A 15,059-nucleotide genomic window follows, 5' to 3' on the forward strand; every position below is an offset into this window, starting at 1 on the left:
GCCGCGGGTCCGGGGCCGCTCCCGCCCGCCGGCGGGGGCGGCCCGAGCGTTCGGCGGGCTCCGGCGCGCCGGTAGTGAGCGGGGCGCCTTTTCCCGCTGGCTGTGCAGGGTGCTCTCGGCCGGTAAGGCAGAATTGGCACGCCCACCCATCCGATCAAGGAAGGTCAACGTGACCAACGCGCCAGGTTCGACCGCGCCGGAGTCGATCCGGAACTTCTGCATCATCGCGCACATCGACCACGGGAAATCCACGCTGGCCGACCGCATGCTGCAGATCACCGAGGTCGTCGACGCCCGCCAGATGCGCGCGCAGTACCTCGACCGGATGGACATCGAGCGCGAGCGCGGCATCACCGTGAAGTCCCAGGCCGTGCGCATGCCCTGGCAGGCCCGCTCCGGCGAGGCCGAGGGGCGGGACTTCGTCCTGAACATGATCGACACCCCCGGGCACGTCGACTTCACCTACGAGGTGTCCCGCTCGCTCGCCGCCTGCGAAGGCGCGATCCTGCTGGTCGACGCCGCGCAGGGCATCGAGGCGCAGACCCTCGCGAACCTGTACCTGGCGATGAGCAACGACCTCACGATCATCCCGGTGCTCAACAAGATCGACCTGCCCTCGGCCGACCCGGACCGGTACGCCGAGGAGCTCGCGAACCTCATCGGCTGCGAGCCCGAGGACGTCTTCCGCGTCTCCGGCAAGACCGGTGCCGGCGTGGCCGAGCTCCTGGACGCGGTCGTCGCGCAGGTCCCGCCGCCGGTGGGCGACGCCGACGCGCCCGCCCGCGCGATGATCTTCGACTCCGTCTACGACGTCTACCGCGGCGTGATCACCTACATCCGGGTCGTCGACGGCAAGCTCAGCGCCCGCGACCGCATCCGCATGATGTCGACCCGCGCCGACCACGAGCTGCTCGAGATCGGCGTCATCAGCCCCGAGCCGGTCGTCTCGAAGGCCCTCGGCGTCGGCGAGGTCGGGTACCTCATCACCGGCGTGAAGGACGTCCGCCAGTCCAAGGTCGGCGACACGGTCACGCTCAACAAGAACCCGGCAACCGAGGCGCTGCCCGGCTATACCGAGGCCAAGCCCATGGTCTACTCGGGGCTGTACCCGATCGACGGCTCCGACTACGGGAACCTGCGCGAGGCCCTCGACAAGCTCCAGCTCAACGACGCCGCGCTCCAGTACGAGCCCGAGACGTCCGCCGCGCTCGGCTTCGGCTTCCGCGTCGGCTTCCTCGGCCTGCTGCACCTGGAGATCATCCAGGAGCGCCTCGAGCGCGAGTTCAACCTCGACCTGATCTCGACCGCGCCGAACGTGGTCTACCAGGTCGTCAAAGAGGACGGCGAGCACGTCGAGGTCACCAACCCCTCGGAGTTCCCCGAGGGCAAGATCTACTCGATCACCGAGCCGATCGCCAAGGCGACCATCCTGACGCCGAAGGAGTACATCGGGACGGTCATGGAGCTGTGCCAGACCAAGCGCGGCGTGCAGCTCGGCATGGACTACCTCTCGACCGACCGGGTCGAGATCCGGTACACGCTGCCGCTCGCCGAGATCGTCTTCGACTTCTTCGACCAGCTCAAGTCGCGCACCAAGGGCTACGCCTCGCTCGACTACGACATCGAGGGCTCCCAGGAGTCCGACCTGGTGAAGGTCGACATCCTGCTCCAAGGCGAGCGGGTCGACGCGTTCGCCGCGATCGTCCACAAGGACCAGGCCTACGCGTACGGGGTGCGGTTGAGCGAGCGGCTCAAGAAGCTCATCCCGCGCCAGCAGTTCGAGGTGCCGATCCAGGCGGCGATCGGCTCGCGCATCATCGCCCGCGAGACCATCCGCGCACTGCGCAAGGACGTCCTCGCCAAGTGCTACGGCGGCGACATCTCCCGCAAGCGCAAGCTCCTCGAGAAGCAGAAGGAGGGCAAGAAGCGCATGAAGAACATCGGCCGCGTCGAAGTCCCCCAGGAGGCGTTCATCGCCGCGCTTCGGACCGACGAGGAGTAGCGGCCGCGAACGACGCGATGAGGCGGCCGCCCCCGGAACCGGGGGCGGCCGCCTCGCTCTCTTCGGGGTCGGTGCCTACAGGTCCACGACGTTGCCGCCGATGGTCACCACGAGCGTCCCGCTGGAGTTGAAGCTCCAGCTCAGGCTGCCGCTGTACGCCGAGCACCGGGATCCGTTCGATCCGGTGTCCCACTGGTTCGAGCCGTCCGAGTTGCCGACGATGCGGTCGTTCGAGCCGCTGTCGCAGGAGGTGTTCCCGCGGAAGACCGAGCTTCCGGCGTCGAAGTTGAAGTTGCGTTCGCCGTTGCGGATGCTCAGGTTGTTCGAGATCGTCATGGAGCCGGGGTTCGAGTTGTAGGTGAATCCGTGCTTGCCGTTCTCGAACGCGATCGTGCGCACGACCGTGTGGTCGACGGCGATGTCCTCGCCGCCCAGCTTGAACCCGTTGCGGTCGCCGGCGCCGGCCTGGCCGCCGTTGGAGAGGGTGCCGTTGTCGTACGCGAGCGAGTCCTCGATGGTCACTTCGCCGATCGGGCCGGTGTCGGACTTGGTGTACAGGTCCCAGCCGTCGTCGATGTTGTTGTGGGCCACGCAGAACCGGAACACGTTGCCGTCGCCGGAGGTCAGCTTCGCGGCGAAGCCGTCGGCGTCCTCGCCGTCGGAGTCGACGTTGTCGTGCGACTCGGCGCTGAGGATGAGGTTGTTCGCCGGCCATTCGCTCGAGGGCGCGCCCGCGGTGTACCGGGCGATCTGGAGTCCGGTGTCGGCGTTGTGCCGGGTCACGACCCGTTCGATGACGTTGTTGCTGCCGCCGACCAGGATGCCGTTGTCGCCGGCGTGCTCGACCACGAAGCCCTTGAAGTGCCACCAGTCGCCGCCGAGCGCGATGCCGCGGTTGGCGGAGTTCTCGGCCTGCGCCGAGAAGTTGAGCACCGGCTTCTCGGTGCCGTAGGCGAACAGCTCGGTGCGGTTGCCCGAGGTGCCGTCCTTGCCCGGCGGGATGTCGATGGTGGTCGACAGGTTGTAGGTGCCGCCGCGCAGGTAGATGGTGCCGCCGGGGTTGATCCGGCTGATCGCCGAGGCGAGCGTGGTCGGGTTGGCGATCGAGCCGTCGGCGCTCGCGGAGCCGTTGGGGGCCGCGTAGAGCGCGTCGGAGGACGGCGGGGGCGTGGTGCCGGGGTCGTCGGGGGTCGTCGGGTCGTCCGGCGTCGTGGGCTCTTCGGTCCCGCCGCCGTCGGGCGTGCCCGCGTAGGTCTCGAACTCGGCGACGCGCGGGGTCGCGCTCGCGCTGGTGATGACGAAGTTGATCTTGGTGAGGGAGGTCGCCGCGAACGTGATGGTGCCCGCGCCCGTGCCGGAGGCGAGCACGGACCCGTTGCCGTTGTAGACGACCTGCCAGTTGCCGATGTTGCCGACCGCGCCCGCGGCCTCCTTGATGACGATGGTGGAGACGGTCTGCGCCGAGCCCCATTTGACGGAGATGCGGCCGGTGGTGCCGCTGGGGGACCAGTAGGTGCTCGCGTTGCCGTCGATGACGTTGCCGTAGCTGGTGCCGCCGGCCTTGCTGGTGCCGTCGGCGCCCGCGCCGAGGCTGAGGTTCGGGCCGAGCGCCTGGGCCGAGTAGGACGGGCTCGCGGCCGGATCCGCCGCGGCCATCGTCATCGACATGGCCGTCCCGGTGATCACCACCGCCGCCGCGGCCAGGGCCGCTCCGATCCGGAGTCTTGCCGTGCGTCGCATTCGCTGACTACCTCTCAGTAGGGGAAGATATTGAGGCATTTGAATGAATCTAAGGCAAGGGCTTTCACGGCGTCAATAGTTTCGGTGCAACCGATTGCCTAAACTTTTCGAGGATCGCTCGCAAGCGCTTCCCGCAGGCGTTGGAGAGGCCCCGGGCATGGCGAAGGGGCGAAACCGAATCGGCTCCGCCCCTTGGGCTTTCGACGTGCTACTGCTGCGGGTAACCGGGCGGCGGCGCCTGGTGGCCGGGAGCCGGAGGCTGCTGTTGCGGGTGCCCCTGGGCCGGGGGCTGCTGCGGGTAGCCCTGCGGGGCCTGCTGCTGGTACCCGGCCGGAGGCTGCTGCTGGTACCCGCCCTGCGGCGGCGCGGCCGGCGGCTTGGGCTGGTTGCCGGGGCGCGAACGCAGGTAGTGCTCGACCTCGGGCTGGGTGAGCAGGTAGAAGCCGGCGCCGACGGCGCCGAGGCGGGCGAGTCCGATCAGGACGCTGAGCGCCGCGAGCCAGCCCCAGCCGCTCCACAGGCCGCCCAGCGAGAACAGGCCGAGGAGGCCGAGCCCGACGTACAGCGGGATGCGCGGGTCCTGGGCGCCGAAGACGCCGAGCTTGTCCTTCGTGATGAACCACGCGATCACGACCGAGAGGGCGTGGAAGACCAGGCCGACGATGCCGGTCACCACCAGGAAGCCGACGCCCATCCACCACGGCGCGGTCGCGACGCCGATGATCGAGAAGACGAGCATGAGCACCGACAGGCCGAAGTAGGCCCACAGGAGCTGCGTGAGCTGATTGACCTTCTTGGGGCGCGCCGGGTGCTCCTTGATGCCCCATTCGGTGGCGAAGTCGCCGGACGGGCCGGGCTGCGGTCCGGGGCCGCCGGGGCCGGGGGCGGCGCCGTACTGATTCGGTTCGTGCGATTGGGGCGGATACGTCATAGTCGCTGCTCCGGGCAAGAGAAGGGTGGTTATCACCGCTCACTGTAGCCGCTGCGCGCCAGGCCCGGGGGCCGCGGTGCCGCTGCGCACGCCCGTCCGACACGGCGATCGGAGGACCGGGCGGCAGGTCCCGTCACCACCTGAATGGACGGTGAAAGGGCGGCGCCGGCGGCGCCGCCCTTTCCATTGCGGGAGGCTAGTTCAGGTAGTCGTCCGCGTTCTCGTCCGAGTTCGCGAACGGGCTCGTGTTCGTCGACATCGCCGCCGCGTCAACCGGGCGGTCGTACGTCTGGTGGAGCGTGCGGTCCCGGTCGGCGACCGTGTACGACCGGCGCGTGTACACCGGCGCGTCCTGCACGGTCACCTGCGGGACGACCTGGAAGTTCACGTCCATCTGCTCGGGCGTGATCACCGTCTCGACGTAACCGCGCTGCGCGTTGCGGAACTTGATGTGCGGGTTGATCTTGAGCACCGAGTTGTCCTCCGGCACCGAGTCGGCGCCGTTGCCGCCGGACGTGATCGACGTGGCCACCAGCTCCACGCCCACCGAGTCCCCCTGCGCGTCCGGGAAGTCCGGGAGGATCTCGCCGGCCCAGTGCGTATGCACGTCGCCGGTGAGCACCACCGGGTTCCGCACCCCCGCCTCGACCCAGCCGTCGATGATCCGCTGCCGCGAGGCCGCGTACCCGTCCCAGCCGTCCATGCTCGTGCGCAGGACGTCGGCGGCGGCGCTGTTGTCGCGCTGCGTGAAGAACACCTGCTGCCCGATCACGTCCCAGCGGGCGCGCGACTCGTGGAAGCCGTCGATGAGCCACTCCTCCTGCGCCGCACCGGTGATCGTGCGGGACTCGTCCCACGCGTCGGCGCAGTTGCTCTGCGTCCCGTCGCCGCACGCCTGGTCGTCGCGGTACTGGCGGGTGTCGAGCATGTGGAAGTTCGCCAGGCGCCCCCACCGGACCCGCCGGTAGAGCTGCATGTCGATGCCGTCGGGCACCGAGGAGCGCCGCAGCGGCATGTTCTCCCAGTACGCCTGGAACGCCGCGGCCCGGCGCGCCAGGAAGTCCTCCGGGTCCGGCGTGTCCGAGCCGGCCTCGGGGACCTCGTCGGCCCAGTTGTTCTCGGTCTCGTGGTCGTCCCACACCACCAGCCAGGGCGCGACGTGGTGCGCCGCCTGGAGATCCGGGTCGGCCTTGTACTGGGCGTGGCGCTGGCGGTAGGTCGCGAGCGTCACCGTCTCGGGCCCTTCGTGGTCGCGCACGTTCCCGTTGGGGGAGTTGTACACGCCGGCCTTGTACTCGTACTGGTAGTCGCCCAGGTGGAGGATGAGGTCGGGGCGGGAATCGGCCATGTGCCGGTAGGCGGTGAAGTAGCCGTGCTCGTACTGCGAGCAGGACGCGAACGACATGCGCAGCTCGTCCGGCATCGCCCAGCGCGAGGGAGCGGTGAGGGTCCGACCGACCGGGGACGTCCACCGGCCGGTCTTGAACCGGTAGTAGTACTCGCGGCCCGAGTCCAGGCCGTCGACTTCGATGTGGACGCTGAAACCGACCTGGGCGGCGGTCTGGACGTGCCCGGAGGCGACGCGGCGGCGGAAGTGCTCGTCCTTGGCGACCTCCCACTTGACGTCGAAGACCGCGTTCGGCATGCCGCCGAAGCCGTCCTCGGCGAGCGGGTCGACCGCGAGGCGGGTCCACAGGACCACGCCGTCGGGCTCGGGGTCGCCCGAGGCGACGCCGAGGGTGAACGGGTCGGATTCGAGGACGGGGTGGATTCTCGTCTCGGCCCAGGCGGCGGTGGGGACCGCGGCGGCGGCGAGACCGGAGGACGCGAGCAGGATTCGGCGCGACAAGCGCATTATGGACCTCGCTTCGGGGGAGTTGAGCGGGTTTGCGACCCCCACAGCCCAGCAAGGTAGCGTGGATTGCCCGGAACGCCCGGTCGACACGTCGGTGAACCGGGGCGGAACTCTGCCGAGCCCGCGCCGGATCAGGCCGCGGCGAAGGTGATGATCACCGCGGAGTGGCTGTCGTTCGCGGTCTGGACCGCGGCCTCTCCGTGCGTCTCCGTCTCCGGCGCGGTCCAGTCGTCTTCCCCTGGGGTCCAGACCATCCCGCCGTACGCGACGCTCGCGACGGCGTGGTCGTACGCGCGCGCCACCGCCCACGCGGCCCGGTTCCAGCCGTCCGCGGCGTCGCTCGGGTCGATCACCACCGTCGAACCGTCCGTTTCGGACACCTCCGCGCCCCACTGGTACGCGTACGCCTCCGCGAGCGCGGCCGGGTCGGCGGCGACCTCGTCGGCGCTGCCCTTCACGCACCCGATGCCGCCCTCCTGGCCCCCGGCGAGCACCGCGGCGATGACGACCGCCTCGTCCTCCCACTGCTTGTACAGGTCCGGGTAGGCGCTCACCTGGACCGCCTGCGCGGCCTGGGCGAGCGTCATGTCCCGCCAGCCGTCGGTGCGCTGCAGCTTCTCGTAGAACTTGAACGAGGCGTAGACCGGGTCCATGAGCTCTTCCTCGCTGCCCCAGCCCATGCTCGGGCGCTGCTGGAACAGGCCCAGGGAGTCGTCGTGCCCGTAGTTCACGTTCACCAGCTCCGACTCCTGCATGGCCGTGGTGATCGCCACGGCCACGGCCCGCTCGTCCATGCCGTCGCGCAGGCCGACCGCGGCGATCGTCGCCGCGTTCGCCGCCTGCTCGGCCGTCAGGTGCGCGGACGCGCCGCCCGACGTGAAGTAGCAGCCGGTCCGGCTGGGGCGCAGGGCGTCCCGCGCGTCCTCGGTGCAGCCCGCGAGGATCAGGGCCGCGAGGAGCGCGGACAGGGCCAGGAGTGCGCGCAAGGGTGACTCCGATCTGGTCGGTCGGCGGCTGGTAAGCCTACCCAAGAAGGGGTGCGTTTCTCAATGAACGAACGGACCCCTTCCCTCCCCTCTTCGGAGAAGAAGTATTCGGCCGTAAGGGCGGCCGCCTCGCGCAGCCGCTCACGCAGATCCGGTGCGGCCGTAAGCGCTTTGATTCCGGCCTGGGCCGACGGGCCGCCCGCGAGCAGGCGCTCCACCAGATCGCGCTGCCGCTCCTCGACCGAGCCCGCGTCGACCGCGACCGTCACCAGCTCCCATGTTCCGGCCCGCACCGCGTCGAAGGACTCGCCGGTCAGGAACAGCCGGCGCATCAGCCCCGGGCTCAGCTTCCGCGCCACCACCGGCGCGATCACGGCCGGGACCACGCCCAGCCGCACCTCGCTGAACGACATCGGCGCATCGTGGATCGCGACGACCAGGTCCGCCGCGGCGATGAGGCCCATGCCGCCGCCCTTCGCGCCGCCCCTCGCCACCACGACCACCGGCTTCGGGGCCTCGCACATGTCCGCGAGCAGCTCGGCCAGGTGCGCCGCCGGCAGCTCCTCGAGGCCCGCGGCCGCGGCCGACTCCTTCAGGTCCGCGCCCGCGCAGAACACGGGCCCGGTGTGGTCGATCACGATGACCCGCACCTGCGGGTCGGCCACCGCTGCCGCGACGGCCTCGCGAAGCTCGCCGATCATGCGGGTCGAGAGCGCGTTGCGCCGCTGCGGGGCGTCGAGGGTAATCGAGGCCACGTTCACGTCGGCGCGGTACTTGACGAGAGCTGGGTTGCCGTTCACGCAAGTACCGTAGACAGCGTGTCCACCATGCCCGCAACCGGCGCCGCGACTTCGCCCGCCGCCGACATCGCCGCGGCCGCCGCCGACCCCGCCACCGGAACCGCCGGCTTCGGGTTCTACGTCCACGTGCCCTTCTGCGTCTCCCGCTGCGGCTACTGCGACTTCAACACCTACACCGCCGCCGAACTCGGCGGCGGCGTCTCCCGCGACACCTACGCCGCGGTCGTCCGCAGCGAGATCCGCGCCGCCGCGGCGCAGTTCGGCACCAGGCCGAAGGTCGACACCGTCTTCTTCGGCGGCGGCACCCCCACCCTCCTGCCCGCAGCCGAACTCGCCGCGATCCTCGCCGAGATCGACCGCGAGTTCGGTCTCGCCGACGGCTACGAGGCCACCACCGAAGCCAACCCCGAATCCGTCGACGCCGACTACCTCGCCGCCCTCCACGACGGCGGCTTCACCCGGCTTTCTATCGGCATGCAGTCCACCGCCTCCCACGTCCTCAAGGTCCTCGACCGCGAGCACTCCCCGCAGAAGGCCCTCGACGCCGTCGCACACGCCCGCACCGCCGGGTTCCACCACGTCAGCCTCGACCTCATCTACGGCACCCCCGGCGAACGCGCCGCCGACTTCGCGAACAGCCTCGCCGCCGCCGTCGACACCGGCGTCGACCACGTCTCCGCGTACGCCCTCATCGTCGAAGACGGCACCGCGCTGGCCCGCCGCATCCGCGCCGGCCGGGTGCCCCAGCCCTCCGACGACGTCGCCGCCGACCGCTACCTCGCCGCCGAGGCCGCGCTGACCGCCGCCGGCTTCTCCTGGTACGAGGTCTCGAACTGGGCCAAGGACGACGCCGCCCGCTGCCGCCACAACCTCCTCTACTGGGAAGGCGGCCACTGGTGGGGCGCCGGCCCCGGCGCCCACTCCCACCTGCCCGGCGTCCGCTGGTGGAACCACAAGCACCCCGCCACGTACGGCACCGCGCTCGCGGCGGGCCTGCCCGTCGCCGGCCACGAACGCCTCACCGACGACGACCGCTACCTTGAACGCGTGCTCCTGCTCACCCGCCTCGCCGACGGCCTTCCGCTGGCCGAACTGCGCCCCGACGGCGCGGCCGCCGCCGAACGCGTTGCCGCCGAAGGGCTCGCGGTCATCGAGGCCGGACGGCTCGTGCTCACGCTCCGCGGCCGACTCCTCGCCGACGCCGTAGTGAGAGACCTCACCGCCTGACGACGACCAAGCGGGCGCCCCGTAGATTTGAGCCGTCACCGACGAGCCTGCGACCCCGCAGACCCGTCCCGGCGGCCCGGTCCCGACCGGCCGCCGCGGGCCGCGCCGACCCCTCGGCACCCCCGGCCCCGACCCCCCGTCCTCGACACCGGAGCCCGAACCACCCATGCAGACGCCTTCCCCCGCCGCCACCCGCCGCGGCGTCCTCGCCGCCTCCTTCGCCGGCCTCGCCCTGGCCGCGTGCTCCGAGGAGGAGCCGCCCCCGGCCGACGACGGCGGCGCCGGCGCCGCCGAGGAGTCCCCGTCCGCGTCCCCCTCGCCCGAACCGCCCCGCGAGTTCACCCTCACCGCCGTCGGCGACACCATGCCCGGCTCCTACCCGAACCAGATGGCCTCCGACGACGGCGCCAGCTTCTTCGACGGCGTCCGCGACAACCTCACCGGCGACATCGTCCTCGGCAACCTCGAAGGCGCCCTGTCGACCCTCGAGTTCGACAAGTGCGGCGGCGGCGAGTGCACCTACTTCCGCCTCCCCTCCGACTACGCCCAGGTCTTCGCCGACGCCGGCTTCCACGTCCTCAACCAGGCCAACAACCACGGCTGGGACGCCGGACCCGACGGCGCCACCGAGACCCAGGAGGCCATCCGCGCCGCCGGCATGGAGATCTGCGGCATCAAGGACGAGGTCTGCCTCGTCGAGACCCCCAGCGGCCTCACCGTCGGCTTCGTCGGCTTCGCGCCGTACACCTTCTACACCGACCTGCGCGACCTCGACGCCGTCGCCGCCCTCGTCTCCGCCGCCAAGGAGCAGGCCGACATCGTCGTCGCCACCGCCCACGTCGGCGCCGAAGGCACCGACAACCGGCACGTCCCCGAAGGCGTCGAATACCACATGGGCGAGGACCGCGGCGACACCCGCGCCTTCACCCGCACCTGCATCGACAGCGGCGCCGACATCTTCATCGGCCACGGCCCCCACGTCCTGCGCGCCATCGAGCTCTACAACGGCAAGCTCATCGTCCACTCCCTCGGGAACTTCGGCGGCGGCCAGAACCTCTTCGCCATGGACGGCGCCCTCGGCCGGTCGGCGATCCTCTCGGTCACCATCCGCGAAGACGGCACCCTCGTCGCCGCGAAAGCCCAGGCCAGCCGCATGAACGGCGACGGCTACCCGGTCATGGACGACGACCTCGGCGCCTTCGACGACTTCAACGAGCTCGCCGAGGACTTCGGCGAGAACGGCGTGACCGTCGACGACGACGGCACGCTCGTCATCCCGGCCGTCTGACCCCCCACGTACACTGGCACTCCTGGACGAGGAGTGCCAGACTTGAGTCCGGCAGACTGAGCTTCCGCCCGGCCGCGGGCCGCACCGAAACGAACCGGTGCCCGCCCCGCCGAGCGGCACCGCCCGGCCTGCCGGACCGACGGCATCGAGACTGAGGGGACGTGGCGCCGATGGACGATCGCAAGCTCGAAGTTCTGCGCGCCATCGTCGAGGACTACGTCTCGACGCAGGAGCCCGTCGGCTCCAAGGCCGTCGCCCAGCGCCACTCCCTCGGCGTCTCCGCCGCCACCGTCCGCAACGACATGGCCTACCTCGAAGAGGCCGGCTACATTCAGCAGCCGCACACCTCCGCCGGCCGCATCCCGACGGCGAAGGGCTACCGCCTCTTCGTCGACCGCCTCGGCAAGATCAAGCCGCTCTCGGCCGCCGAGCGCCGCGCCGTGCACCGCTTCCTCTCCGAGGCCATCGACCTCGACGACGTCGTCACCCGCACCGTGCGCCTGCTCGCCCAGCTCACCCACCAGGTCGCCGTCGTCCAGTACCCGAGCCTCAACCGCTCCTCGGTGCGCCACCTCGAACTCGTCTCGCTCACCCCGACCCGGCTCATGCTCGTCATGATCACCGACACCGGACGCGTCGAGCAGCGCTACGTCGAGACCCCCGCCGAACTCACCGAGGACGACGTCCTCGACCTGCGCCGCCTCGTCAACGAGCAGCTCCAGGGCAAGGCCCTCGCCGACGCCCCCCGCATCATCGCCGGACTCGACGGACTCGCCCGGCCCGAACTGCGCGCCACCGCCTCCGCGCTGGCCCGCGTCCTCCTCGAGTCCGTCGTCGCCCGCACGGAGGAGCGCGTCGCCGTCGCCGGCGCCGCGAACCTCACCCGCAACGGCAACTTCTTCGCCGGATCCCTCCGGCCCATCCTCGAGGCCCTCGAGGAGGAGGTCGTGCTCATGCAGCTCCTCGGCCGGGCCGACTCGAACGCGCTCCTGACGGTGCGCATCGGCGACGAGAACGAGATCGACGACTTCCGCGAGGCGACCGTCGTCACCGCCGGGTACGGGCCCGGTTCCGTCGTCGGGCACATGGGCGTGCTCGGGCCGACCCGCATGGACTACCCGGGCACGATCGCGGCCGTCCGCGCCGTCGCCCGCTACGTATCAGAGATTTTGGAACAGAACCGCTGACAGGACGATGAGAACCCACGTGGCAAAGGACTACTACGGCATCCTCGGTGTCGAGCGCAACGCGACCGAGGACGAGCTGAAGAAGGCGTACCGGAAGCTGGCGCGCAAGTACCACCCCGACGTCAGCGACGAGCCCGACGCGCAGGAGCGCCTCCAGGAGATCAACGCCGCCTTCGAGGTCCTCATGGACCCGCAGAAGCGGGCGATCGTCGACGCCGGCGGCGACCCGTTCGCGCGCGGCGGCGCCGGCGGCGCGGGCGCGCCGTTCATGGGCTTCGAGGACATCATGGACGCCTTCTTCGGCGGCTCCATGGGCGGCTTCGGCCGCCGCGGCCCCCGGTCGCGCACCCGCCCCGGCAACGACGCGCTGCTGCGCCTCGACCTCGACCTCGAAGAGGTCGCGTTCGGCACCGAGTCGACCCTGACCGTGGACACCGCGATCCTGTGCGACGCCTGCAACGGCTCGTGCACCGAAGGCAGCACCGAGCCGCAGACGTGCTCGACCTGCGGCGGCTCCGGCGAGGTCCAGGTCGTGCAGCGCACGATCCTCGGCCAGGTCCGCACCGCGCGCCCCTGCTCGGCGTGCTCGGGCTACGGCACGATCATCACCGACCCGTGCCGCAAGTGCGGCGGCGAAGGCCGCGTGCGCTCGCGCCGGCGCATCACCGTCAAGGTCCCCGCGGGCGTCGAGGACGGCATGCGCATCCGCCTCTCCGGCGAAGGCGAGGTCGGCCCCGGCGGCGGCCCCGCCGGCGACCTGTACGTCGAGGTCCACGAAAAGCCCCACGAGGTCTTCACCCGCGAGGGCTCGGACCTGCGCTGCCGCGTCCGCGTCCCGATGACCCAGGCCGCCTTGGGCACCAAGCTCAACATCCACACCCTCGACGACCAGGTCGAGGTCGACGTCACCCCGGGCACGCAGCCCGGCACGATCAAGAAGGTCCGCGGCCACGGCGTCCCCAAACTCCGCGGCGGCGGCACCCGCGGCGACCTGTACGTCGAGCTCGACGTCCGCACGCCCACCAAGATCGACGCCGAGCAGGAAGAGCTCCTCCGCAAGCTCGCGACCCTCCGCGACGAGGAGATCAAAGAGGTCAAGGGCGGCAGCGGGTTTTTTAGCCGCATGCGCGACGCGTTCAACGGGCACGCGTAGCGGGGGGGAGCAAGGCCGAAGCGGAAAGCCCGAAGACCGCCGACTGACGGCATCCCTGACCGCTTCGAGCGGAGCGGCGAGTGTCGGCGTCGGTCCTCGGGCTTCGATCGGCCTGGCGAACCGGCCATAGGATGTGACTCGTCCCTCATTCCTTTACAAGGACGACATTCGTGGAACCAGACTCCTCTGAGGCCGGAGGCTTTTACTTCCTGGTCTTCATCATCATCCTGATCGTGCTCCTCGTGACGTTCGTCAAGACGGTGATCCGCGGCCGCCCCGCCAGCCCGAACGACTTCTGGGTCCAGGAGGGCCTCCGGAACCGATGGCACGCGGACCAGCCGCCGCCACTGCTTCCCGCCCCGCCGGGCGGCCCCCAACCGCGGGAACGTTGGTACGCCAAGTTCCCGTTCGAGGAGGACCCCAGCCAGACGAAGGACCGCCCCTGCCTTGTCATCGGATACTCCGGCAAGGGGTACTGGGTCCTCAAATGCACGACCCAGGGGCCTCGCCACCCGGGTCGGCGTGTGCCGGTGGCGGCAGGGTGGTGGGCTCCGCCCGCCAACAAGGACGGGTTCGTAGACCTCGTGCCCCAGCATCTGCCCCGCAGACTTCTGCAGCACCGGTTCGGCAGACTCGCCGGGACGCCCCTGTACCGGCAGATCACCGATCGCGTCCAATGGGACGCCGCCCTGGACTTCATCGACTGACTAAGCTGTCGAGGTGAGCGATCCGGTCTTCCTCGTCGACGCCGTCCCCGGCCCCGGCGCCGGCGGGTTCACCCTCGACGGCCCCGAAGGGCACCACGCCGCCGACGTGCAGCGCCTCCAGCCCGGCGAGACGCTGCTCCTGTCGGACGGCGCCGGCACCGTCGCCTCCGCGCGCGTCACGCACGCCGAGCGCGGGCTCCTGCGCCTCGAGATCCTCGACCGCCGCACCCTCCCGGCCCCCGACCCGAAGCTCACCGTCGTCCAGGCCCTCCCCAAAGGCGACCGCGGCGAGCGCGCCGTGCAGATGCTCACCGAGATCGGCGTCGACGAGGTGATCCCCTGGGCCGCCTCGCGCTCCATCGTCCAGTGGAAGGGCCCGCGCGGCGACAAGGCCCGCGCGAAATGGGAGGCCACCGCCCGCGAGGCGTCCAAGCAGGCCCGCCGCGCCCACCTCGCGCGCGTCGCCGAGCTCCACACGACCAAGCAGCTCGTCCAGCGCCTGCGCGAGGCGGCGCAGGTCGTCGTCCTCCACGAGGAGGCGACGCTCCCGCTCTCCCAGATCGAGCCCGCCGCCTCCGGCGAGATCGCCCTGGTGATCGGCCCCGAAGGCTCCATCAGCCCCGACGAGCTCGCGGCCCTCGCCGAGTTCGGCGAGCCGGTCCGCCTCGGCGACACGGTCCTGCGCACCTCCACCGCGGGCCCCGCCGCCCTCGCGGTGCTCCAGGCGCGCCTCGGCCGCTGGTGACCCGGCGCCCCTCTTAAGATCAGCGGATGACCGACTGCATCTTCTGCAAGATCGTCGCCGGGGACATCCCCTCGACCAAGGTCCTGGAGACCGAGCGGGTCCTCGCCTTCCGCGACCTCTACCCCAAGGCCCCCACCCACGTGCTGGTCATCCCCAAGGACCATTACGCGAACGCCGCCGAGCTCGCGAAGGCCGACCCGGCCCTGACCGGCGAGGTCGTCGCCGCCGCGGGCGAGGCCGCCGCCGCCGAAGGCGTCGCCGGCACCGGGTGGCGGCTCATCGCCAACACCGGCCCGCACAGCGGCCAAGACGTGTTCCACGTCCACTTCCACGTCCTCGGCGGGAAACCGCTCGGACCGATGGTTTCCGCCTGAAATCACACCGGCGCATCGATTACTCGTTGTCCCTTGTCGCAGGCAGGAACTACCATTGGGGCAT

The 15,059-nt window shown here is 70.8% G+C and carries 13 protein-coding genes; 8 read left to right on the forward strand and 5 right to left on the reverse strand.

Going from position 1 to position 15,059, the window contains the following annotated elements:
- Nucleotides 1-169 precede the first annotated feature (169 nt).
- Nucleotides 170-2,002 carry a translation elongation factor 4 gene (gene lepA / locus GFD30_RS21860; RefSeq protein WP_322633493.1) on the forward strand — a complete coding sequence of 611 codons (1,833 nt, stop codon included), beginning with the start codon at nt 170-172 and terminating at the stop codon, nt 2,000-2,002.
- Between the two features lie 75 nt (nt 2,003-2,077).
- Here the strand turns inward: lepA and GFD30_RS21865 are convergent, their stop codons facing one another.
- The 5 genes from GFD30_RS21865 to GFD30_RS21885 form a co-directional block, all read right to left on the reverse strand.
- On the reverse strand, nt 2,078-3,742 hold the full coding sequence (locus GFD30_RS21865; protein ID WP_227996830.1) for a right-handed parallel beta-helix repeat-containing protein: 1,665 nt from the start codon (nt 3,740-3,742) through the stop codon (nt 2,078-2,080).
- Nucleotides 3,743-3,950: 208 nt separating this feature from the next.
- Complete coding sequence (locus GFD30_RS21870; RefSeq protein WP_194202067.1) at nt 3,951-4,673, reverse strand: hypothetical protein; 723 nt, start codon at nt 4,671-4,673, stop codon at nt 3,951-3,953.
- A gap of 196 nt (nt 4,674-4,869) precedes the next feature.
- Nucleotides 4,870-6,528: an alkaline phosphatase D family protein gene (locus GFD30_RS21875; RefSeq protein WP_153027290.1), complete on the reverse strand. Its 1,659-nt coding sequence runs from the start codon at nt 6,526-6,528 to the stop codon at nt 4,870-4,872.
- A gap of 131 nt (nt 6,529-6,659) precedes the next feature.
- Nucleotides 6,660-7,514, reverse strand: coding sequence for a hypothetical protein (locus GFD30_RS21880; protein ID WP_153027291.1), 855 nt, complete (start codon nt 7,512-7,514; stop codon nt 6,660-6,662).
- Complete coding sequence (locus GFD30_RS21885; RefSeq protein WP_322633494.1) at nt 7,472-8,314, reverse strand: enoyl-CoA hydratase-related protein; 843 nt, start codon at nt 8,312-8,314, stop codon at nt 7,472-7,474. The genes GFD30_RS21880 and GFD30_RS21885 overlap by 43 nt, the downstream gene beginning before the upstream one ends.
- 27 nt (nt 8,315-8,341) lie before the next feature.
- Between GFD30_RS21885 and hemW the strand changes: the two genes are divergently transcribed.
- The 7 genes from hemW to GFD30_RS21920 all read left to right on the forward strand — a co-directional run bounded on the left by hemW (nt 8,342) and on the right by GFD30_RS21920 (nt 14,995).
- On the forward strand, nt 8,342-9,541 hold the full coding sequence (hemW, locus tag GFD30_RS21890) for a radical SAM family heme chaperone HemW (protein WP_153027320.1): 1,200 nt from the start codon (nt 8,342-8,344) through the stop codon (nt 9,539-9,541).
- Nucleotides 9,542-9,707: 166 nt separating this feature from the next.
- Nucleotides 9,708-10,829, forward strand: coding sequence for a CapA family protein (locus GFD30_RS21895; protein WP_153027292.1), 1,122 nt, complete (start codon nt 9,708-9,710; stop codon nt 10,827-10,829).
- 170 nt (nt 10,830-10,999) lie between these two features.
- Nucleotides 11,000-12,016, forward strand: a complete 1,017-nt coding sequence (gene hrcA / locus GFD30_RS21900) for a heat-inducible transcriptional repressor HrcA (RefSeq protein WP_153027293.1) — start codon at nt 11,000-11,002, stop codon at nt 12,014-12,016.
- 19 nt (nt 12,017-12,035) lie between these two features.
- Entirely contained in the window at nt 12,036-13,169 is a 1,134-nt protein-coding gene (gene dnaJ, locus GFD30_RS21905) for a molecular chaperone DnaJ (RefSeq protein WP_322633495.1), read from the forward strand.
- 170 nt (nt 13,170-13,339) lie between these two features.
- Nucleotides 13,340-13,876 (forward strand): hypothetical protein, encoded by a 537-nt coding sequence (locus GFD30_RS21910; protein ID WP_153027295.1) that lies wholly within the window; start codon nt 13,340-13,342, stop codon nt 13,874-13,876.
- Between the two features lie 13 nt (nt 13,877-13,889).
- Nucleotides 13,890-14,621, forward strand: a complete 732-nt coding sequence (locus tag GFD30_RS21915) for a 16S rRNA (uracil(1498)-N(3))-methyltransferase (protein ID WP_322633496.1) — start codon at nt 13,890-13,892, stop codon at nt 14,619-14,621.
- 26 nt (nt 14,622-14,647) lie between these two features.
- Nucleotides 14,648-14,995, forward strand: a complete 348-nt coding sequence (locus GFD30_RS21920; RefSeq protein ID WP_153027296.1) for an HIT domain-containing protein — start codon at nt 14,648-14,650, stop codon at nt 14,993-14,995.
- Nucleotides 14,996-15,059 lie beyond the last annotated feature (64 nt).

The organism is Glycomyces albidus (genome assembly GCF_009451885.1).
GTDB classification, from domain to species: domain Bacteria; phylum Actinomycetota; class Actinomycetes; order Mycobacteriales; family Micromonosporaceae; genus Glycomyces; species Glycomyces albidus.